16 protein-coding genes, 2 tRNA genes and 1 pseudogene are annotated in these 21,043 nt (G+C 62.2%); 10 read left to right on the plus strand and 9 right to left on the minus strand.

Annotated elements, in window-relative coordinates; translation table 11 throughout:
* Nucleotides 1–182: 182 nt before the first annotated feature.
* Complete coding sequence (gene rmuC, locus R6G97_RS17145) at nucleotides 183–1,568, plus strand: DNA recombination protein RmuC (protein ID WP_178113779.1); 1,386 nt, start codon at nucleotides 183–185, stop codon at nucleotides 1,566–1,568.
* Here the strand turns inward: rmuC and R6G97_RS17150 are convergent.
* Together R6G97_RS17150 and R6G97_RS17155 are read right to left on the minus strand one after the other, a co-directional pair.
* Nucleotides 1,540–5,016 (minus strand): hybrid sensor histidine kinase/response regulator, encoded by a 3,477-nt coding sequence (locus R6G97_RS17150; RefSeq protein WP_182942482.1) that lies wholly within the window; start codon nucleotides 5,014–5,016, stop codon nucleotides 1,540–1,542. The two genes, rmuC and R6G97_RS17150, sit on opposite strands and share 29 nt — an antisense overlap.
* A 167-nt stretch (nucleotides 5,017–5,183) precedes the next feature.
* Nucleotides 5,184–6,374 (minus strand): MFS transporter, encoded by a 1,191-nt coding sequence (locus tag R6G97_RS17155; RefSeq protein ID WP_102082285.1) that lies wholly within the window; start codon nucleotides 6,372–6,374, stop codon nucleotides 5,184–5,186.
* A gap of 206 nt (nucleotides 6,375–6,580) precedes the next feature.
* Here R6G97_RS17155 and R6G97_RS17160 point away from each other — a divergent pair, with 206 nt between their 5' ends.
* Nucleotides 6,581–8,455 carry an MFS transporter gene (locus R6G97_RS17160; protein ID WP_317847260.1) on the plus strand — a complete coding sequence of 625 codons (1,875 nt, stop codon included), beginning with the start codon at nucleotides 6,581–6,583 and terminating at the stop codon, nucleotides 8,453–8,455.
* Nucleotides 8,456–8,472: 17 nt separating this feature from the next.
* Here the strand turns inward: R6G97_RS17160 and sugE are convergent, their stop codons facing one another.
* Both sugE and rdgC read right to left on the minus strand, forming a co-directional pair.
* Nucleotides 8,473–8,790: a quaternary ammonium compound efflux SMR transporter SugE gene (gene sugE, locus R6G97_RS17165; protein ID WP_043215559.1), complete on the minus strand. Its 318-nt coding sequence runs from the start codon at nucleotides 8,788–8,790 to the stop codon at nucleotides 8,473–8,475.
* A 230-nt stretch (nucleotides 8,791–9,020) separates the two neighbouring features.
* Nucleotides 9,021–9,941, minus strand: coding sequence for a recombination-associated protein RdgC (gene rdgC, locus R6G97_RS17170; RefSeq protein ID WP_317847261.1), 921 nt, complete (start codon nucleotides 9,939–9,941; stop codon nucleotides 9,021–9,023).
* Between the two features lie 206 nt (nucleotides 9,942–10,147).
* Here rdgC and R6G97_RS17175 point away from each other — a divergent pair.
* Together R6G97_RS17175 and R6G97_RS17180 are read left to right on the plus strand one after the other, a co-directional pair.
* A tRNA-Val gene (locus R6G97_RS17175) sits at nucleotides 10,148–10,223 on the plus strand.
* 16 nt (nucleotides 10,224–10,239) lie between these two features.
* A tRNA-Asp gene (locus tag R6G97_RS17180) sits at nucleotides 10,240–10,316 on the plus strand.
* Nucleotides 10,317–10,467: 151 nt separating this feature from the next.
* Here R6G97_RS17180 and map read toward each other — a convergent pair.
* A complete protein-coding gene (map, locus tag R6G97_RS17185) occupies nucleotides 10,468–11,259 on the minus strand; it encodes a type I methionyl aminopeptidase (RefSeq protein ID WP_090343625.1) in 792 nt (263 codons plus the stop codon).
* Nucleotides 11,260–11,388: 129 nt separating this feature from the next.
* Here map and pcaQ point away from each other — a divergent pair, with 129 nt between their 5' ends.
* The 5 genes from pcaQ to R6G97_RS17210 all read left to right on the plus strand — a co-directional run bounded on the left by pcaQ (nucleotide 11,389) and on the right by R6G97_RS17210 (nucleotide 14,830).
* A complete protein-coding gene (pcaQ, locus tag R6G97_RS17190) occupies nucleotides 11,389–12,321 on the plus strand; it encodes a pca operon transcription factor PcaQ (protein ID WP_090344020.1) in 933 nt (310 codons plus the stop codon).
* Nucleotides 12,322–12,526: 205 nt separating this feature from the next.
* Nucleotides 12,527–13,273, plus strand: a complete 747-nt coding sequence (locus tag R6G97_RS17195; RefSeq protein WP_043206667.1) for an FKBP-type peptidyl-prolyl cis-trans isomerase — start codon at nucleotides 12,527–12,529, stop codon at nucleotides 13,271–13,273.
* A 265-nt stretch (nucleotides 13,274–13,538) separates the two neighbouring features.
* Complete coding sequence (locus R6G97_RS17200) at nucleotides 13,539–13,979, plus strand: YkvA family protein (protein ID WP_043206666.1); 441 nt, start codon at nucleotides 13,539–13,541, stop codon at nucleotides 13,977–13,979.
* Nucleotides 13,980–14,129: 150 nt separating this feature from the next.
* Complete coding sequence (locus R6G97_RS17205; RefSeq protein ID WP_043206665.1) at nucleotides 14,130–14,465, plus strand: helix-turn-helix domain-containing protein; 336 nt, start codon at nucleotides 14,130–14,132, stop codon at nucleotides 14,463–14,465.
* Nucleotides 14,462–14,830 (plus strand): hypothetical protein, encoded by a 369-nt coding sequence (locus R6G97_RS17210; RefSeq protein WP_043206664.1) that lies wholly within the window; start codon nucleotides 14,462–14,464, stop codon nucleotides 14,828–14,830. Before R6G97_RS17205 ends, R6G97_RS17210 begins: the two co-directional genes overlap by 4 nt.
* 28 nt (nucleotides 14,831–14,858) lie before the next feature.
* On the opposite strand, the pseudogene R6G97_RS17215 reads toward R6G97_RS17210, so the two are convergent.
* Nucleotides 14,859–16,013 (minus strand): annotated as a pseudogene (locus tag R6G97_RS17215) (EAL domain-containing protein); the annotation flags it as partial.
* A 111-nt stretch (nucleotides 16,014–16,124) separates the two neighbouring features.
* Nucleotides 16,125–18,206, minus strand: a complete 2,082-nt coding sequence (locus R6G97_RS17220; protein WP_167358065.1) for a carboxy terminal-processing peptidase — start codon at nucleotides 18,204–18,206, stop codon at nucleotides 16,125–16,127.
* A gap of 142 nt (nucleotides 18,207–18,348) precedes the next feature.
* Here R6G97_RS17220 and R6G97_RS17225 point away from each other — a divergent pair, with 142 nt between their 5' ends.
* A complete protein-coding gene (locus tag R6G97_RS17225) occupies nucleotides 18,349–19,311 on the plus strand; it encodes an NAD(P)H-quinone oxidoreductase (protein ID WP_043206662.1) in 963 nt (320 codons plus the stop codon).
* Nucleotides 19,312–19,388: 77 nt separating this feature from the next.
* Here the strand turns inward: R6G97_RS17225 and R6G97_RS17230 are convergent, their stop codons facing one another.
* Both R6G97_RS17230 and R6G97_RS17235 read right to left on the minus strand, forming a co-directional pair.
* A complete protein-coding gene (locus R6G97_RS17230) occupies nucleotides 19,389–20,042 on the minus strand; it encodes an HAD family hydrolase (RefSeq protein ID WP_317847262.1) in 654 nt (217 codons plus the stop codon).
* Nucleotides 20,043–20,053: 11 nt separating this feature from the next.
* Nucleotides 20,054–21,043 carry an ABC transporter ATP-binding protein gene (locus R6G97_RS17235; protein WP_317847263.1) on the minus strand — a complete coding sequence of 330 codons (990 nt, stop codon included), beginning with the start codon at nucleotides 21,041–21,043 and terminating at the stop codon, nucleotides 20,054–20,056.

Genomic DNA, 21,043 nt, shown 5'->3' on the forward strand with positions numbered 1-21,043 from the left:
AGCGGTAAAGCCACCCAAAGCATCAACTGGTAAGCTCACGGCATTGTCGAACATCGATTGGAGTCGCTATGGCAGTGGATCTTGCCAGTATCCTGCTGGGCCTCGTCGCCGCAGCCGTCCCTTGCCTGGGTTGGGCATTGCAGTTGCAGCGACAACTGTCGGCCAGGCAATCGGAGCTGGCGTTGGTGCAAGAGCGCCTATCCAGCGCCCAACTTGCCCACGAAGGTCTGCAAGCGCAACTGGAGGCTTGCCGTGATGAGATCAGCGACCTGAGCGAGGCGAACGTGGTCAAGCAGACCACTTTGGCGGCCCAGGCCCGAGAACTCGAGTTATTGCAGATCGATCGCGACAACGCCCGTGATGCCGCCCACGCCTGGCAGCTCGAGCGGGCCAATCGTGAAGCCGAGCAGCGTCGCCTGGAGGCCCAGGCCGCACGCCTGGAGGCAGAGCTGCGGGAACAGCAGGAAAGCCACCAACAGCGTCTCGAAGACCTGCAGGAGGCGCGCGATACCTTGCGTGCCCAGTTCGCCGAGATGGCTACCAAGATCTTCGATGAGCGTGAACAACGTTTCACCCAGACCAGCCAGCAGCACCTGGGCCAGTTGCTCGACCCACTCAAGGAACGCATCCAGGCGTTTGAGAAGCGCGTTGAGGAAAGCTACCAGCAAGAGGCGCGCGAGCGCTTTTCCCTGGGCAAGGAGCTCGAGCGCCTACAGCAGCTCAACTTGCGCCTGTCGGATGAAGCCACGAACCTGACTCAAGCCTTGAAGGGCCAGAAGACCCAGGGCAACTGGGGGGAGCTGATTCTCGAGCGGGTGCTGGAGCATGCGGGGCTGGAGAAGGGGCGGGAGTACCAAACCCAGGTCAGCCTCAAGAGTGCCGACGGGGAGCGTTACCAGCCCGATGTGCTGATCATGCTGCCAGGCAACAAACAGGTCGTGGTCGATGCCAAGGTCAGCCTCACGGCCTACCAACAGTTTGTGGCTGACACCGATGCCGAACGCGCCCAGGCTGCCCTCAAGCAGCACGTTCAATCCCTGCGCAGTCATGTCAAAGGGCTATCGAGCAAGGATTACAATCGTTTGGACGGTTTGCACAGCCTGGATTTCGTCCTGCTGTTCGTGCCCATAGAAGCGGCGTTCTCGGCAGCCTTGCAGGCCGAGCCCAACCTGTTCCAGGAAGCCTTCGATCGGCAGATCGTGATTGTCAGCCCGACGACCTTGCTGGCGACTTTGCGGGTCATAGACAGCCTGTGGAAGCAGGAGCGCCAGAGCCAGAATGCGCGGGAAATCGCCGAGCGAGCCGGGTGGCTGTACGACAAGTTCGTCTTGTTCATCCAGGACCTGGACGAGCTGGGCAGTCGCTTGCAGCAGGTGGACAAGGCCTATGCCGCTGCGCGCAACAAACTGTGCGAAGGTCGCGGCAACCTGGTCAGCCGCAGCGAGCAACTCAAGCTGCTTGGCGCCCGGGCCAGCAAAAGTCTGCCGGGCGAATTGCTCGAGCGGGCGCTTGCCGAGGGTGTGCCGGCTGGCGAAGCGCTTACTGAACCAGGCTCAGATGGCGATTGAGCAAGGCGCGCAAGGCCGCCGGCTTGACTGGTTTGGCCAGGTAATCGAGGCCGGCGGCGTGCACCATGGCGATGGTTTCGTTGCGCCCGTCCGCGCTGATCACCACGCCAGGCACCGGCTCGCCCAGGCGGGTGCGTAGCCAGGCCATCAGCTCGGTACCGGTCTCGCCATCGTCCAAGTGGAAATCCACCAGCGCCAGGTGCGGGCGCATGCCTTGGGCCAGCAACGCTTCGCATTCCTCGCGGTTGCGCGCTGTCCAGACCTGGCAGCCCCAGCGGCTGAGCAGGCTGTTCATGCCCAGGAGAATGCTGTCTTCGTTGTCCACGCACAGCACCTGCAAGCCGGCCAGGGGCTGGCTGACCTGTTCCACGGGCGCGCGGGTCTCGGGCGCCGGGGCCCGGGCGATCGGCACGCTGACCCTGAAGACACTGCCCTTGCCTGGCCAGGAGCGCACTTGCAGTGGATGCCCCAGCACCCGGCACAGGCCATCGGCGATTGCCAGGCCCAGGCCCAGGCCTTTTTCAGCGCGGGTCTGGTGGCTGTCCAGGCGCTTGAATTCTTGAAAGATCACCTGCAACTTGTCGTCGGCAATACCTGGGCCTCGATCCCAGACCTCCAGCCACAGGCGCTCGCCCTGGCGGCGCACGCCGAGCAGCAGCGGACTCTTGCCGTATCGTAGGGCGTTGGTCAGGAAGTTCTGCAAGACCCGTCGCAGTAGTTTCATGTCGCTCTCGACCCGCAGCCGGCTGCCCCGCAGGCGGAACTCCAACCCCTTCTCCGCCGCCAGCACCTTGAATTCGGTACCCAGGGTATCGAACAGTTCGTTGAGGGCGAACGGCTTGGGATCGGGCGTGATCTTGCCGTTTTCCAGCCGTGAGATGTCCAGCAGGTCGCTGATCAGTTCCTCCGCCGAGCGCAGAGAGCTGTCCATGTGCTGCACCAGTTGCCGGGCCTCTTCGTTCATGCCTTCAGCCTGTTGCGACAGGGCGGCGGAGAACAGCCGCGCAGCATTGAGCGGCTGCATCAGGTCATGGCTGACCGCGGCCAGGAAGCGGGTCTTGGACTGACTGACCGCTTCGGCACGGCTCTTGGCTTCCGTTAACGCCTGGTTGAGCTGGGAGAGTTCTTGGGTCCGTTCGGCTACCCGTTGCTCCAGGCTTTCGTTGGCATCCTTGAGCGCCTGTTCGGCTTCGCGGAAGGGCGTGATGTCGGTGAAGCTCATAACAAAGCCCCCGCCTGGCATGGGGTTGCCGATCAACTCGATGACCCGGCCATTGGGGAACAACCGCTCGGAGGTGTGTGCTCGGCCCTGGCGCATCCAGTGCAGACGGCGTGCGACATGCACCTGCGCCTCGCCAGGGCCGCACAGGCCGCGTTCGGCGTTGTAGCGGATGATGTCGGCGATCGGCCGTCCCACGCTGATCAGCCCGTCGGGGTAGTTGAACAACTCCAGGTAGCGGCGGTTCCAGGCCACCAAGTGCAGGTTCTGGTCCACCACGCTGATGCCCTGGTTGATGTTCTCGATGGCGCCTTGCAGCAGGGCGCGGTTGAACTGCAGCACCTCGCTGGCTTCGTCGGCGATGCGCACCACGTCTTCAAGCTGCATCTCGCGGCCTTCGATGGCCGCCTTGACCACTGCGCGGGTCGAAGAGGTGCCAAGCACACCCGCCAACAGCCGCTCGGTGTGCTCGATCCAGTCGCCGTCGGCGTTCTGGTTGGGGTTGAAGCCCTTGCCCTGGCGATAGGCGAAACGAATGAAGCTCTGTCGCGCCCGCTCTTCGCCCACAAAGCGTGCAGCCAGCTTGAGCAGATCGTCGATCTGTACCGCCAGCAGCGACCGGTTGCTGGGCCTGGCGCTGCTCTGTTGACCGATGAAGCGGCCTGCCTGCCAGTGCTCCGAGACGCGTGTGCGCGACAGGATCGAGACCCAGGCGAACAGGATGAAATTACCCGCCAGGGACAGCACCACACCCTGGGTCAGTGGGGTGATCGGCAGGTTCAGCGGGTTGCCGTGCAGCCAGGCAAGGCCGGGGAACAGTTGCAGCGACCATCCCAGGCTGTGGGCGGCGATCGGCAGCACCAGGGTGTAGAACCATAGGAATATCCCGGCCGCGAGGCCTGCGAATACGCCGCGGCGGTTGGCCTGCTTCCAATACAGCGCCCCCAGCATGGCTGGCGTCAATTGGGTTACGGCGGCGAAGGCGATCTGGCCGATGGTCGCCAGGCTCGCGGTGGAACCCAGCAGACGGTAGCTGACATAGGCCAGCAGGAGAATGGCGACGATGGTCACTCGGCGCACCGAGAGCATCCAGTGGCGGAACGCCTCGAACGGCCGTTCGGCGTTCTTGCGACGCAGCAGCCACGGCAACAGCATGTCGTTGGATACCATGGTCGACAAGGCCACCGCCTCGACGATGACCATGCCGGTGGCGGCCGATGCACCGCCGATGAACGCCAGCAATGCCAGGCTCGGGTGGGCCTCGGCCAAGGGCAGGCTGATGACGAAGGAGTCGGAGATCACCGTGCCTGGCAGCAACATCTGCCCGGCCAGGGCGATCGGTACCACGAACAGCGCGGCCAGGGCCAGGTACAGGGGGAACACCCAGCGGGCCATGCGCATGTCCTGGGGCTCGATGTTTTCCACCACAGTGACATGGAACTGGCGGGGTAGGCAGATGATGGCCATCATCGCCACGGCAGTCTGCACCACCATCGAAGGCCAGTTGACGGTTTCCTGCCAGTAGGTTTCCAGATGCACCGACTGTCGCGCCTGAGTGAACAGATCATCGAAGCCGTCGTACAGATTGAACACGACGAACGCGCCAACGGCGAGGAAGGCCAGCAGCTTGACCAGAGATTCGAAGGCAATCGCCAGGACCATCCCCCGGTGGTGTTCGGTGACGTCAAGGCTGCGCGTGCCGAAGACGATGGCGAACAATGCCAGCACCAGCGAAATCACCAGTGCGGTGTCCTGCACTCGGGGGCCAGTGGCGTCGGCGTTGGCACCGATCAGCAGATTGACACCGAGCACGATGCCCTTGAGCTGCAAGGCGATGTAAGGCAGCACGCCGACCAGGCAGATCAGCGCCACCACCACCGCCAGCGACTGTGACTTGCCGTAACGTGCAGCGATGAAGTCGGCAATCGAGGTGATGTTCTCTTGCTTGCTGATCAGCACCATCTTCTGCACCACCCAGGGCGCGAAGACCAGCAGCAGCACAGGCCCCAGATAGATGGGCAGGAACGCCCAGAGCTGTTCGGCAGCCTGGCCGACCGCGCCGAAGAAGGTCCAGCTTGTGCAGTACACCGCCAGCGACAGGCTGTACACCCAGGCGCGCAGGCGTGGCGGCAATGGCGTGCTGCGACGGTCGCCATAGAAGGCGATGGCGAACATGATGGCCATATAGGCCAGGGCGACCACGGCGATCAGCCCACTGGACAACGACATGCAAACTCCGGAGCAAAAAAGGAAACGCGGTCCCGATCAATCAGTCTGGCACGCAGTCTGGGGTTCGTCAGCGCAGACGATGGTCGCAGTGGCAGGACGCCGCAGGCCTGGGCTTTGTCACGACCCTGTCGGCGCCGGCTTGGCGCAGCAGGGGGCGTATTAAGGCGTCATGGCCGCTCCATCGCACCCCTTGTCCCCAGGTAATAGAACCCTGCCGCCAGTATCACCGACAACACCAGCAGGTAGAAGATCGCCACCGGCACCATCAGCCCCAGGGCGAATCCGACGAGCACAGGTCCCAGGGCCGCGCCGAGGTTGGAGAGGTTCTGCGCGCCATAATAGACCCCGCGCAGGTGCTCCGGCGCGATCAGGTCGATGAACATGTATTCGGCCGGAATCACGATGATCTCGCCCAAGGTGAACACCAGCATCGCCAGGCACCAGGCCATGACCGAGCCTGCCAGGGAAAAGCCCAGCAGACCGAGAACGAACAGTGTCATGCCGGCCATCAGCCAAGGCATCAGGCGCTGGCGGTCGATGCGGCGGCCCACCAGGTACTGCAGTGCGATCACCGTGGTGGCGTTGGTGGTCACAAGGTACCCCACCAACCTCGCTGCCTCGCTGGCGCTGGCGGTGACCACCAGGTATTGGGAGAGGTAGGCGGTGAACTGCCCGAACACCACGGCACTGAGCACGCCGCCTAGGGTGAAACACACCAGCCGACGGTCCCGCGCCAGTTGCAGACCGACCTGGGCAAAGCCGGCGCCGGGCTGGCGTGGCTCGCTTATCTTCAGTTGTCGCTCGCCCAGGCGCTGGTACAAAAGGGCCATGCCCAAGCCGATCGCTGCGGACATTACAAAAGGCAGGTGATCATTCAGCTCGAGCAGGGCCACCCCGAGCAGAGGGCCTGCTGCATAGGCGATGTTGCTCAAGGTGTACTTTATGGCGAATACCTCGGCCCGCTCGGACACTGGCAGTAATGTGCAAAAGCCTGCCTTGGCGGCGATGTCGACCACCGCCAGGGCCAGGTTGATCAGCACCAGGCACAGGAAGAACAATGCTGCCCAGCGGCTGGCGATGGCGCCGACGAAGGCCAGGGCGAACGTCAGCATGGCGCCGATCAGCAGGGCATAGTTGCTCAGGGTGTCGACCAGATGTCCGCCATACAGGCTCAGCAATGACGCCAGGATCAGCGCGCCGCCGATCAGCAGCCCGATGTGGCTGACCGGCAACTGGAAGTTGTCCGCCAGGTAAACCACCAGGTAAGGCAGGGTGATCGCCCGGGCCAAGGTCAGTGCGAACGTGATCGCAAGCAGCAGGCGCACAGGGGGGGGGTAGCGATGGAGGGCGGCGAGCATCGGACATCCTTGTTGTCGAGTAGTGCCAGTGGCCAAGCATAAGGACAGGCACACGGTTTGTCGTGTGTCCGGTGGAGGAGGGCGTGGCGGTCGCAAATAGCCGCACGCATTCTTCCGGTTGCCAGCGAGCCCCATTCCCATGCAGATTTGTGGCTTCTCGCGCTGTGCGTGCCTCCAATGAAAAAGCCCAATCAGGTACACGGACGATGAGTCACCCCTCGCAATTCACCCTGCTCGGCAGGCGGCGTTTTCTGCCGTTCTTCATTACCCAGTCGTTGGGTGCCTTCAACGACAATCTGTTCAAACAGTCGCTGATCCTGGCGATCTTGTACAAGCTCAGCCTGGAGGGCGATCGCTCGATTTGGGTCAATCTCTGCGCGCTGCTGTTCATCCTGCCGTTCTTTCTGTTCTCGGCACTGGCCGGGCAGTTCGGCGAGAAGTTCGCCAAGGATGCGTTGATCCGCGCGATCAAGTTGGCAGAGATCGTCATCATGGCCATTGGCGCGACCGGATTTGTCACCGGACACCTGCACCTGATGTTGCTGGCGTTGTTCGCGATGGGCACCCATTCGGCGCTGTTCGGCCCGGTGAAGTACTCGATCCTGCCCCAGGCTTTGCGTGAAGAGGAACTGGTCGGCGGAAATGGCCTGGTGGAAATGGGCACCTTCCTGGCGATCCTGGCCGGAACCATCGGGGCTGGGGTGATGATGTCCTCTGGCAGTTATGCTGCGGTGGTCGCAGGGGGAGTGGTCGGCACCGCGGTGCTCGGCTACCTGGCCAGCCGCTGGATCCCTCGGGCGGCCGCCGCTGCCCCGCAGATGAAGCTGGACTGGAACATCTTCAAGCAATCCTGGGCCACCTTGCGCCTGGGGCTGGGGCAAACGCCAGCGGTGTCGCGCTCGATCGTCGGCAACTCCTGGTTCTGGTTCGTCGGTGCCATTTACCTGACCCAGATCCCGGCCTATGCGAAGGACTGGTTGCACGGCGATGAGACCGTGGTGACGCTGGTGCTGACGTTGTTCTCGGTGGGTATCGCCTTGGGGTCGCTGCTCTGTGAGCGTTTGAGCGGGCGCAAGGTGGAGATCGGCCTGGTGCCGTTCGGCTCCTTCGGCCTGACCCTGTTCGGCCTGCTGTGGTGGTGGCACTCGGGCGATGTGCCGGCAGGGGAGGTGCCCCATGACTGGCTGGCGCTGCTTGGCATGGGCCAGGCTTGGTGGATCCTGCTTTCGATCGTGGGCCTGGGGGTGTTCGGTGGCTTCTATATCGTGCCGCTGTACGCCTTGATCCAGGCGCGTACGCCCGAAGACCAGCGGGCCCGGGTGATCGCTGCCAACAACATCCTAAATGCGCTGTTCATGGTGGTCTCGGCGATCATCACCATCGTGCTGTTGAGCGTGGCAAAACTGAGTATCCCTCAGCTGTTTCTGGTGGTGTCGTTGCTCAACGTCGCGGTCAACGCCTATATCTTCCGCATCGTGCCCGAATTCACCATGCGTTTCCTGATCTGGCTGCTCAGCCACTCCATGTACCGCGTCGAACATCGGGACCTGCAGTGCATCCCCGATGAAGGCCCGGCGTTGCTGGTGTGCAACCATGTGTCTTTTGTCGATGCACTGCTCATCGGCGGCGCCATTCGCAGGCCGATACGCTTTGTCATGTACTACAAGATCTATAACCTCCCGGTGCTCAATTTCGTGTTCCGCACCGCCGGGGCCATCCCCATCGCCGGACGCAGCGAAGACGAGGCCACCTATGAGCGCGCCTTTGCGCGAATTGCCGAGTACCTGGCCGATGGCGAACTGGTCTGCATCTTCCCTGAAGGAAAGCTGAGCGCCGATGGCGAGATAGATGTATTCAAGGGAGGGGTGAGCCGCATCCTGCAGGAAACACCCGTGCCGGTGATTCCGCTGGCCTTGCAAGGGCTCTGGGGCAGCTTCTTCAGCCGCGATCCGAACAAGGGCTTTTTCAAGCGTCTTTGGTCGAGGGTGACGTTGGTGGCTGGCGCCGCTATCCCGGTGGAGGCGGCGCAGCCCAATGCACTACGCGAGAAGGTCAGTGCCCTGCGTGGCGATGTGCGTTGAGTGATGAGGGCGCAAGGTCAGCTAGTGCTGACCTTCAGGCCGATCAGGCCAGCGATGATCAGTGCAACACTGATTAGGCGCATGATCGCCATGGATTCGCCGAACAGGATGATGCCAGCGATGACGGTGCCGACGGCGCCGACGCCGGTCCATACGGCATACGCCGTGCCCAGCGGCAGCTCCTTCATGGCCAGACCCAGCAGGCCCAAGCTCACGGCCATGGCGGCAACAGTTAGTGCGGTGGGGAGTGGACGGGTGAAACCGTCGGTGTACTTCAGGCCTACGGCCCAGCCGACTTCGAACAGGCCAGCGAAGAACAGGATGATCCAGGACATGGTGGGTCTCCATCGTTGTTAAGGATGGGGCCGTCCCCCTGAATGATCACGCAGAGCGTCGTGAGGTCGTCCTCACAGTGCGCACTATACTGCCCATTTCCAGAAAACAGGGCAAGTCCGACGGACTCACGGTGTCGCAGCTTCAAGCTCCAAGCCTTAAGTGAAGCAGCACGGTGCTGGCCGCACCGCGCTGTCGCTTTTGACTTTCTTCTTGCAGCTTGTGACCGCTCTTAGACCCCCTGCGGGATCTCCTCGCCACCCAGGGCTTCGAACAGCGCCGGCAGGAACTCGGTGAAGGTCATCATCATCAGGGTGAAGCTGGCATCGAACTGTTGCTGAGCTTCTTCCCCGCCATCCTGCTCGGCTTGCTCTTGCAGCAACTCCTCGAATTTCAGGCGCTTGATCACGGTCTTGTCGTCGAGCACGAACGACAGCTTGTCCTGCCAGGCCAAGGCCAACTGGGTGACTACCTTGCCGGTGCCCAGATGGAGCTGGATCTCTTCGCTGGCCAGATCCTGACGCTTGCAACGAACGATGCCGCCGTCCTCGTGGGTATCGCGCAGCTCGCACTCGTCCAGGACGAAGAAGTCTGGTGCAGGTGCTTGAGACTTGACCCAGTCGGTCATGGTCGCGCTCGGGGCGATCTTCACGGTGACCGGACGCACCGGCAGCGAACCCATGACTTCACGCAGGGTCGACAGCAGGTCTTCAGCGCGCTTGGCGCTGGCCGAATTGACCAGGATCAGGCCTAGGCGCGGGGCGATGGCGGCGAAGATCATCGAACGGCGGATGAAGGCACGGGGCAGGAACGATTGGATGATGTCGTCCTTGATCTGGTCGCGCTCCTTCTTGTAGACCTTGCGCATCTGTTCGGTCTCGATCTCCTCGATCTTTTCCTTGACCGCATCGTTGACCACGCTGCTTGGCAGGATGCGCTCTTCCTTGCGCGCGGCGATCAGCAGGAAGTCACCGCTGACGTGCACCAGAGGAGCATCCTCGCCCTTGCCGAATGGGGCGACGAAACCGTAGGTGGTCAGCTCCTGGCTGGCACAAGGGCGGGCCGGCTTGCTGGCCAAGGCGGCTTCCAGCGCCTCGGGTTCGAACGGGATGTCCTGGGTCAGGCGGTAGGTCAGCAGGCTCTTGAACCACATGAGGGGGAATCTCTCCTTAATGCATAAGGCGGGCATTATTCTCCGAGGGGCGGTCACAGGCCAACCCTGTCAGAGGGCCACCAGACACTTATTCATAAGGAAAAGCCTGGTTGTGCTAGGTCTTTGAAAGATCTGAAAAATTTTTTTAAAAAAGTGCTTGCCAGGGTGGCAGGTCCTCCGTAGAATGCGCGCCACACCGAGACGTTGGGTGATTAGCTCAGCCGGGAGAGCATCTGCCTTACAAGCAGAGGGTCGGCGGTTCGATCCCGTCATCACCCACCACTTCTCGATGTTTAGCGCAGCGGTAGTTCAGTCGGTTAGAATACCGGCCTGTCACGCCGGGGGTCGCGGGTTCGAGTCCCGTCCGCTGCGCCATATTCCAGCTTCCAGGGCCCACTGAACACCCGGAAGCCACAAAAAAAGCGACCTTAGGGTCGCTTTTTTTGTTTCTGCTCTTCTCATCCAGGCTTCGCGAGCGTTGGCGCTCGGCATCGTGATTGGGGGCGCCCCTTACGCCCCTTCCCGGTCAAGCCATCGCGGTTGCCCAGGCCTTTTCTTCCTCGCGCAGCGTCAGCACTTCCACGCCAGTCTCTGTCACGGCCACGGTATGTTCCCACTGGGCCGACAGCGAATGATCGCGGGTAATCACGGTCCAGCCATCGCGCAATGTACGCGTACCACGCCCACCCTGGTTGATCATCGGTTCGATGGTAAAGACCATGCCAGGCTTGAGTTTCATGCCCATGCCCGGCTGGCCGAAGTGCAGCACTTCAGGGCCTTCGTGCATTTGCTGGCCGATACCATGGCCGCAGTACTCCCGGACCACGCTGTAGCCTGCCGCCTCGGCATGAACCTGGATGGCATGGCCGATATCGCCGAGGGTTGCGCCGGGGCGTACCTGGGCGATGCCTTTCCAGAGCGCCGCATAGGTGGTATCCACCAGGCGCCGGGCGTCATCGCTGATCTGGCCGAGACAGTACATTTTCGATGAGTCGGCAATATAGCCGCCCTGTTCCAGTGTGATGTCGACGTTGATGATCGACCCCACCCTAAGCACTTCATCGGCCTTTGGCATGCCATGGCACACCACATGGTCCACGGAGGTGTTCAGCGCATAGGGAAAGCCGTACTGCCCCTTGCTCGCCGGCCGCGCTTTGAGCGTCTGGACGATGAAGGCCTCGGCGCGGTCGTTGATCTGCAGGGTGGTCACGCCAGGGCGAATGAAGCTGTCCAGGTCAGCGAACACCTGGGCCAGCAGTTGACCTGCCCGGCGCATGAGGTCGAGTTGGGCCGGGGTCTTGAAGATCACTTGGGACATGGGCAAGGCTAGGATCACAATGGCAAAGAGTCGCCAGAATAGCCCTACGGACGATACATGCGCCACCGCTTGCTAGGGAGGGCGAACAGGTGCTTGAAGCGCGAGGCCCGAAGCTGCAAGCTGCCGGGCATGAACCTCGATACCCGCATCAAGTACCGCCATCTGTTGTGTTTTCTGGAGATTGCCCGCCAGGGTAGCCTGGCCAGGGCTGCCGATGTATTGGCGATCAGCCAGCCGGCGATATCCAAGACGTTGCGCGAGCTCGAAGAGCTGCTCGAAACCCGCCTGTTCGAGCGCACCCGGCAAGGCGTCGAACTGACCGCAGCTGGCACCTTGTTCATGCGTTACGCAGGGCCCAGCGTCCACGCTCTACGCGAAGGCGTGGGAAGTGTGCGCGGCGAGGCGCGGGCGCCGTCGCAGGTGCGCATCGGTGTGTTATCGACGGTCGAGAGCCTGCTCATGCCGGAGGTGCTTTGCCGGCTACACCAGCGGCATTCGGCATTGGTGATCGAAGTGGTGACTGGTGCCAGTGCTCAGCTGCTTGGGCAGTTGCGTCTGGGTGAGCTGGAGCTGGTCGTAGGGCGTATGACCGACAGCCCCCAGATTCAGGGGTTGTCCTTCGAACATTTATACAGCGAGTCGATGAGTTTGGTGGTACGGCCCGGCCATCCTTTGCTGGCGCGCCACCCCGTCGAACGCGCGCGGGTTGGCGACTACCCGCTGGTCCTGCCGCCCCAGGGCACGACCATCCGCCAGCACGCCGACAGCTTGTTCGTGCAGTGCGCGATCCAGATGCCAGCCCAGCGCCTGGAGACCTTGTCCTTGGCCTTGAGCCGTCGTTACCTGCTCGGCAGCGATGCGGTCTGGGTGGCGCCGCGTGACGCGGTCTTGATCGACCTGGGGCGTGGCGAGCTGGTCGAGCTCGATCTCGGTGTACGCGAGCCTGGTGGTTCGGTGGGTATCTGTCGTAATGCCGCGTTGCCCCAGGGTGTGCCTGGACAATGGGTATGCGAGGTGATGCGTGAAGTCGCAGGGCAGTACCGGGATGGCCTGTATCCGTGAGCGTGCAGGCCTTTGGCCATGCCGGAGGTGCACGGGCAGCTCGAATCTGACGTACGTAGGGACAATGACACCTTCAATTGATCGGAAATATCCGTGAACTTATCGGACATTCCCTGCTCTCATGCCGGTAGCCATTGGTCACGGCCGCCTGCTAAGCTCGCGGCTTTACCTGATTGCCCTTATGGCGCATGAACAAGGAACTAGCATGAAACAGCATCGTTTGGCGGCTGCGGTTGCCCTGGTTGGCCTGGTCCTGGCGGGCTGCGACGCTCAGACCAGCAGCGTCGAGCTGAAGACTCCGGCACAGAAAGCCTCCTACGGTATCGGCCTGAACATGGGCAAGAGTCTGGCTCAGGAAGGCATGGAAGACCTTGATTCCAAAGCAGTAGCTCTCGGTATCGAGGATGCGGTTGCCAAGAAAGAGCAACGCATCAAGGACGAAGAGTTGGTCGAGGCGTTCACCGCGCTGCAGAAGCGCGCCGAAGAACGCCTGGCCAAGGCCAGCGAGGAAGCGGCTAGCGCCGGCAAGAAATTCCTCGAAGAAAACGCCAAGAAGCCAGGCGTGGTCACCACTGCGTCGGGCCTGCAGTATGAAGTGGTCAAGAAAGCCGACGGCCCGCAGCCCAAGCCTACCGACGTGGTGACTGTCCACTATGAAGGCAAGCTGATCGATGGCAAGGTCTTCGACAGCTCCGTCGAGCGCGGCAGCCCGATCGACCTGCCTGTCAGCGGTGTGATCCCAGGCTGGGTAGAAGGCCTGCAACTGATGCACGTCGGCGAGAAGTACAAGTTGTACATCCCGGCTGACCTGGCTTACGGCGCCCAGAGCCCGAGCCCGCTGATCCCGGCCAACTCGGTCCTGGTGTTCGACCTGGAACTGATCGGTATCAAGGATCCGTCCAAGGCAGAAGGCGAGGCCGAGGCTCCGGAAGCTGAAGCACCTGCCAAGTAATCGCGCTGTTCACAACGCCCCGTCTCGACGGGGCGTTGTCGTTTCTGGGGTTTGACGAAGGCGAACCTCGGCGCGGCTGTACGGTCGTAGCAGGAGTAGGGCAGCCCCGTAGCAAAACGTTTGCGGTTATGAAACGACTGTGTAAAAAACGCCCGATCTGAGCGAGACCCTTGCCCAGTGGGCGCCTCGCGTCGGAAACTGCACCCTGTTCACAAGGTTATCCACAATAAATGTGGATAACCTTCCCTGCCGATATGGAGGCCTCATGAGCGCACCCTGGAATTTTGCCCGCTTCCTGCCCTTGGCGGAGCGTCTGCTCAGCCGTGGCCGTCTGCCAGCCTTGTTGTTCGCCGTCGCGCGCAAGGGGCCGAAGCTGGGCCAATTGCGTGAGGATGTGCGTCTGCTGCAGGCCCTGTGCCTGGCGTGGTGGCGTGGTGAGTACCGGGCCATCAGCCCCAAGGCGCTGGTCACGGTGGTGGCTGGCCTGCTGTATTTCGTAAGCCCGCTGGACGCCATTCCCGATTGGCTGGTGGGCGTTGGTTTTCTTGATGACATCGCCGTGCTCGGCTGGGTGCTCAAGACCGTGGCCGATGAGTTGAACCGCTTCAAGGCCTGGCGCGACAGCCAGGCGCCCGAGCGGCTGAGGGTGGTGGAACGGCTGCCGGATTCCCCTGAAAGCCTGCGCCTGGAGCGTCGCGCCCCCTGAGGATGGCACCGGATTCCTTGCCTGAACCTATTTCGTCATGCAAAACGCTGATCTGCCCGACCTGCACAGACGCCCGCGCTTGGACATATAATTGGCATAAGGATTATGCCTACGGATTACATGCTGTAATCCTACGTAAAGGGGGTTGTAATGGGTATTCAGGTCATCAGCCGGGACGGTCAACCCGAGTACGCCGTAGTTCCCTGGGAGCAATATCAGGCGTTGCTCAAGGCGGCCGGGCAGGCGCCTGCCAGCGTTGAACCAAAAGCCACTGTGGCTGCCCAGGCGCCGAGCCTGGCATCGTTGAGCGATTTGACGCGATTGCGTGAGGCCAAGGGGCTGGCGCCGGAACAACTGGCACGCAATGTCGGTATCAGCCCGGCCTATCTGGGCATGATCGAGTCCGGCGAGCGCCAACCAGACGCTGCGATCCTGCGCAGCCTGGCCTGGCATCTGGGTATCGCGGGCTGGAGCGAGCCATCATGAGCCAGGTCAGGATCAGCCGACAGCATTGGGAGAGCCTGCTGGGCGAACTGGATGTGGCCCGGCGTCAACGTCACCTGCTCACGTACCGTGCCTTGATCGAACGCCTGCAGCTTCCCAGCCCGGCCATGCAGACCTTGACCGCTGCTCTGGAGTACCTCGCTGTCCTCGATGCCCGTGCCGATCAGCCATTGCGCAGCTCGTTGGTGATCAGCCAAGGTGCTAGCCGCCTACCGCGTACCGGCTTTTTCGAGTGTGTCGAGCGCCTGGGGCGTTTCTCCGGGCCAGTCGATGGTCTGGAAGCGGCGTCTTGGCATGCCTCCGAAGTGGTACGGGTGTTCGAGTACAGCTATCCGGAACACGCCTGACGCAGCAGCACGTTCAGGCTGCGGTCTGTTCGGTGATCAACCTCAGCAGGTCCAGTACGCGTCCTATGCCCTGATAACGGCCGTTGTGGGTGATGACGAAGTCCTCATCGAGGCGTTGGCGAACCCGGCTGGTGATCAGGCGGCTGGCCTGGCGTAGTGAGTGCAGACGCTCCATGGCCAGAAACTCTACGCTCATCAGTTGCGCAACCGCCTTGCCCGGAGTGATCAACAAGTCCTGGCGATGGATAAGGCCGCAGGGTCTGCCATGATCATCCAGCACAGCCAGGGAATTGACCCCGGCGCAGGCCTTGAAGGCATCGAGCACCTCTTCAATCTCGCTATCAACCCTCACTGCCCGCTGCTCGATCAGCAACGCGCGCAAATCGTCAGGCCTGGCCCTGGCGGCAGGCGCCTCGCTGTCCTTCTGCAACAGCGGCTGGAAGTCTTCGCGTAGCGGATACTCCTGTGGGCGGCCGAGCAGATAGCCCTGAACCAGATCCACGCCCATTTCCCCAAGTACCGTCAGTTCTTCGGCCAGCTCGATGCCTTCGGCGATCACTTGGGCCTTTGAGGCGCGGGCGATCTGCAAGATGGAACCAACGAATTCGCGCTTGAGCGAGTCCAGGTGGATACCGTCGATGAAATGCCGATCGATCTTCACGTAGTCCGGTCGCAGCTCCGACCACAGCCGCAGGCTCGAATAGCCTGCGCCCAAATCGTCCAAGGCGATGGAGAAGCCCATGTCGCGGTAGTGGTGCAAAGCGTTGGACAACAACTGGAAATCGTCGGTCGGGGTGTGTTCGGTCAGCTCGATGACCACTCGGCTCGGCGGCAACCCGACTTGCTCCAATAGCTTGAGGGTGCGACCGGAGGGGTAGTTGGGTTCGAGCAGCGACTCGGGTGAGACGTTGAGAAACAGCTTGCCCTCCAGTGCCTGGTCGCAGAACTGCCGGCAGGCACTGTCGCGGCAGGCTTCTTCCAGTTCAGTGAGGCGACCGGCCTGATGGGCGATGGCGAACAGGTTCAGGGGCGCGTGCAACGGGCTGTTGGAGGGGCCGCGACTGAGTGCCTCGTAACCAAGGACGCGGCGTTCGGAAAGACAGATGATCGGCTGGAACAGGCTGTGGATGCTGCGTTGAGCCAGGATGGCGCTCAATGCGCTGAGCTGTTCGGCGACGGTCATGGACTGCTTCCTGAAAGAAAAAGGGCCGGGCGCTTGCGCGTCCGGCCCTTCTATTTCACGACAGCCGAATGACTATTTGATGACAGGTCGCATTATTCTGCCATCACGCTCTCAGTGCTTGGCCACCTGCGAATTGAGGCTCAGGTAGTCGAGCAGGATGCGCCCTGTCTCGGACAGGTAGGCATCGTCCTCCGGCTTGGTGTCCTCGTCCTCGGTGGGCAAGGCGTCCTCGTCTTCCTTCTTGAGCTCTTTGAGTGGCTCTTCGCCCTTGGCTTTGCGACGGATGTTCTCCAGTGCCAGTTGCTTGGCTTCGATCTCGTCGTGGCGGGCGCGGCGCTCCTGCTCGTTGAGGCTGACGGTCTTTTCGTTCATCAGCTTCTGGGTCAGGGCCAGGCGATCGCGGATATAGGCGAACTCTGGATCCTTGGCGCTACGCGCATCGTGACGTGCCTTGAGCTCGGCCAGGAACGGCTTGAACGGGTCCACGGCCGGGCGCACGACAGGGCGGATGGTATCCCACGGCATGGCTTCGGGCAGGGCGCTTTCGCCGATTTCCTTGGTGTCGATGATCGACGGGTAGTCGATGTCCGGCAGCACTCCTTGGTGTTGAGTGCTCTGCCCGGAAACCCGGTAGAACTTGGCCAAGGTCAGTTTCAGCTCGCCATGATTGAGCGGCTGGATGGTCTGTACGGTGCCTTTGCCGAAGGTCTGGCCGCCGATGATCAAGGCGCGATGGTAGTCTTGCATGGCACCGGCGAAGATTTCCGAGGCCGACGCCGAGAGACGGTTGACCAGCAGGGCCAGCGGGCCTTTGTAGAAGGCGCCGGGATTTTCGTCCTCGAGCACGTCGACACGGCCGTCGCTGTTGCGCACCAGCACCGTCGGGCCTTTCTCGATGAACAGGCTGGTCAGCTCGGTGGCTTCCTGCAGGGAGCCGCCACCGTTGTTGCGAAGGTCGATGACCACACCGTCGACTTTTTCTTTCTGCAGCTCAGTGAGCAGCTTCTTCACGTCGCGGGTCGTGCTCTTGTAGTCCGGATCGCCTGCGCGATAGGCCTTGAAGTCCAGATAGAAGGCCGGAATCTCGATGATGCCCAGCTTGTACTCGCGCCCATCCTGCTTGAGTTTGAGCACCGACTTCTTGGCGGCCTGCTCCTCGAGCTTCACCGCCTCGCGGGTGATCGACACGATCTTGCTGGTCTGGTCGTTGGGCGCGTTGCTGGCCGGGATGATCTCCAGGCGCACCACCGAGCCTTTCGGGCCGCGGATCAGCTTGACCACTTCGTCAAGGCGCCAGCCGACCACGTCGACCATTTCCTTGTTGCCTTGGGCCACGCCGATGATCTTGTCGGCAGGTGCCACCTGCTTGGTCTTGGCTGCCGGGCCTGCTGGTACCAGGCGCACGATCTTGACCTGGTCGTTGTCGCTTTGCAGCACGGCGCCGATGCCTTCGAGCGACAGGCTCATGTTGATATCGAAGTTTTCGGCGTTATCTGGCGACAGGTAGTTGGTGTGCGGATCGTACGACTGGGCGAAGGTATTGATGTAGGCCTGGAAGATATCCTCGGCACGGGTCTGGTCCAGGCGCGAAAGTTGGTTCTTGTAGCGCTTGGTCAGGGTTTCCTGGATCTGCTTGGGATCTTTGCCTGCGATCTTCTGACGCAAGACTTCATCTTTGACGCGCTTGCGCCACAGGTCGTCGAGCTCGGCCTCGTTCTTCATCCACGGGGCATCCTTGCGGTCGACCAGCAAGGTTTCGCGGGTGGTGAAGTCCATTTTGTCGACGCCCTTGTCCAGCTCCGCGAGCGCGAAGTCCAGGCGCGATTTCACGCGGTCCAGGTAGCGCTTGTAGATGGTGAAGCCAGGCTCCAGGTTGCCGCTTTTGAGGAAGTCGTCGAACTGGGTCTTCCACTTGTCGAACTGGGCGATGTCGGCGGCGGTGAAGTAGCTGCGCGAAGGATCGAGCAGCTTGATGTAGCTGTCGTAGATGATGATCGAACGGGCGTCGTCCAGTGGCGGCTTGCTGTAGTGGTGGCGCTTGAGCAGTTCCACTACGTTGAGACTGGCGACGATCTCGTCGCGGTCAGGTTGCAGGCTGTCCCACTTGTTGGCGGCCGATGCATTGCCGCCGAGCGTGAGACTGCCGAGGCCGATCATGAGGGCGAGGGCTGTGCTGGGCAGGAAATGCTTCATGCTGATTCGACGTAAAGGCAATTGATCACGCATAGTAGGCCGTCTTTTCCGTTCGCCGGCTCCAGGAGAGCCGGACGCATACTGCAAAAAGCCCGGGACATGGCGATCCCGGGCTCAGTCATGACTCAACTATGGAGGCACTGTGAAGGCATTGCAAGGCGTTGACGGACATGTGGCCTGGGTAGAAGCCGAGCGCCCGGCCTGTGATGCGGGTCAGGTCCGGATCCGTGTGGCTGCAGCGGGACTCAACCGTGCTGACCTGCTCCAGCGCGCAGGCTTGTACCCGCCGCCCCCCGGTGCCAGCCCGTACCTTGGCCTGGAATGCGCGGGAGTGATCGCGGAGGTCGGCCCGGGCGCCGACTGGCGTGTTGGCGACCGGGTTTGCGCATTGCTCGCAGGTGGCGGCATGGCCGAAGAAGTGGTGGTCGATGCCCGCCATGTCCTGCCGGTCCCCGAAGGCCTGAGCCTGCACGAGGCGGCGGCGATCCCCGAGGTGTATGCCACGGCATGGCTGAACCTGTTCCAGCTGGCGGGCCTGCGGGCCGGTGAAAAGGTCTTGGTGCATGCCGGGGCCAGCGGAGTGGGCTCGGCGGCGATCCAGCTGTGCAAGGCGTTCGGCAACCCCGTGTGGGTCAGTGTCGGCTCGCAGGATCGTCTGGCCTACTGCCAGGCGCTGGGGGCGGCCGGTGGCGTGGTGCGCAACGAGAATCTGGAAACACTGGAAGGTTTCGGCCCGTTCGATGCGATCCTCGATCCGGTGGGGGCCAGCTACGGGCCGCTCAACCTCAAGCTGCTGGCCCGGGACGGGCGTTGGGTGATCATCGGCCTGATGGGTGGGCGCAAGGCCGAGCTGGACCTGGCGCAACTGCTGGCCAAACGGGTGCAAGTCACAGGCTCCACGCTGCGCAACCGTGACGATACCTTCAAGGCTGAACTGCTGCGAGACCTGGGCCAGCAGGTGTGGCCGCTGTTCAGCGAAGGTCGGCTTTCACCGCAACTGGTGGACACCTACCCGGTGGCCTTTGCCGAGGCGGCGTTTGCGGAGCTGGCGAGCAACCAGGTGTCGGGCAAGCTGGTGCTGGTGATCGATCCTGCCTTGGTGTAAGCCGGGCTGGCCTGTTCGCAGGTAAGCCGCTCCCACTGGTGTTGTGGGAGCGTTTTTACCCGCGAACAGGCTGAAAATCAGCTCCAGCTGAGGATCGGCCACCCATTGATCTGCGCATGCTCACGCAACACCGGGTCCGGGTTGACCACATGCGGGTAGTCGACTTTCAGCAGCAGCGGCAGGTCATTGCGCGAGTCCGAATAGAAGCTGGCGCCTTCGAGGTTCTCCTGCTCTTGGTCCAGCCACTCCAGCAGGCGGGTGATCTTGCCTTCACGGTAGGTCAGCACGCCGTGGGTCTTGCCGGTGTACACGCCATTCACCGCTTCCAGCTCGATGGCCAGGTATTCGTCCACGCCCAGACGCGCCGCGATCGGTCCCACCAGGTGAGTTCCCGAGGCGGAGATGATCAAGATGCGGTCGCCACGCTTGCGGTGTTCGGCGATGCAGCGGCAGGCGTCGCCAAAGATGATCGGTTCGATCACGTCTTCGACCCAGGGCTCGATCAGGTGTTCGACCTCCTCGAGGGTACGTCCTGCTATCGGCTCCAGGCTGAAGGCCATGTACTCCTCCATCTGCAGGTGGCCTTTGCCATAGGCTTCCATCAATTCCTGGTCGCGTCGCAGGAATTTCTTGCCGTCGACCCAGCCCAACTGAGCCATCTGCTTGCTCCACAGCGAGGCGCAGTCACCGTGGATCAGGGTTTCGTCCAGATCGAATATTGCCAATGCCATTGTTGTTCTCCTTAGGCCACTTCTCGAAGCGCCGTGGGGTCGATCGACAGGGACACCCGCTGGCCATCGGCATGCAGGTCGGCCGATGAGCGGTTGAGTACGTCCACCACCAGTTCCACGCCACGCACCTGCACCCGGTAGCGGATGACGTTGCCCAGCAGGCTGTGGCTGCGAACCTGGCCTTCGAGCTCGCCGTCCAGGTGCAGGCTGATGGCTTCCGGGCGGATCGCCAGGCGGGCGGCCACCGGGCGTTGCAACAGGCGGCTGGCGGCGTCCGGGTCGAGCAGGTTGTAGTTGCCGATGAAACCTGCGGCGAACAGGTCCACGGGTGCTGTATAGAGGGTTTCGGCATCGCCGCTCTGGACAATGCGTCCTTGGTTCATCAGAAAGATTCGATCGGACATCGTCAGCGCTTCTTCCTGGTCGTGGGTGACGAAAATGGTGGTCAGCCCCAGCTCGCGCTGGATCGCGCGGATCTGCTCGCGCAGGTGCTTGCGGATACGCGCGTCCAGGGCCGACAGTGGTTCGTCGAGCAACAGCAGACGAGGGCGGGTCACCAGCGATCGGGCCAGGGCCACGCGCTGGCATTGACCACCGGAGAGCTGGTGCGGATAGCGCCTGGCAAAACTGCCCAGCTCCACCAGCTCCAAAGCCTCGAGAACCCGGGCCTTGCTCTCGTCGGCCTTGGTCTTCTGCATGCGCAGGCCGAAGGCGACATTCTGCTCCACGGTCATGTTGGGGAACAGCGCGTAGCTCTGGAAGACCATGCCGATGCCGCGCTTCTGCGGGCTGACGGGCACCAGGTCTTGGCCATCGAGCAGGATCCGGCCACTGTCCACGGGGGTGAGGCCGGCGATGCAACGCAGCAGGGTCGACTTGCCGCAGCCGGATGGACCCAGCAGTGTGACGAACTCGCCGCGTTCGATCTGACAGTCGATGTCTTGGAACACCGGGCTGCCGGCATAACTTTTGTGCAGTTTCTGTACGCTGACGAAGCTCAT

Origin of the sequence: Pseudomonas sp. HTZ2 (assembly GCF_033173945.1) — a bacterium.
GTDB classification, from domain to species: domain Bacteria; phylum Pseudomonadota; class Gammaproteobacteria; order Pseudomonadales; family Pseudomonadaceae; genus Aquipseudomonas; species Aquipseudomonas guariconensis.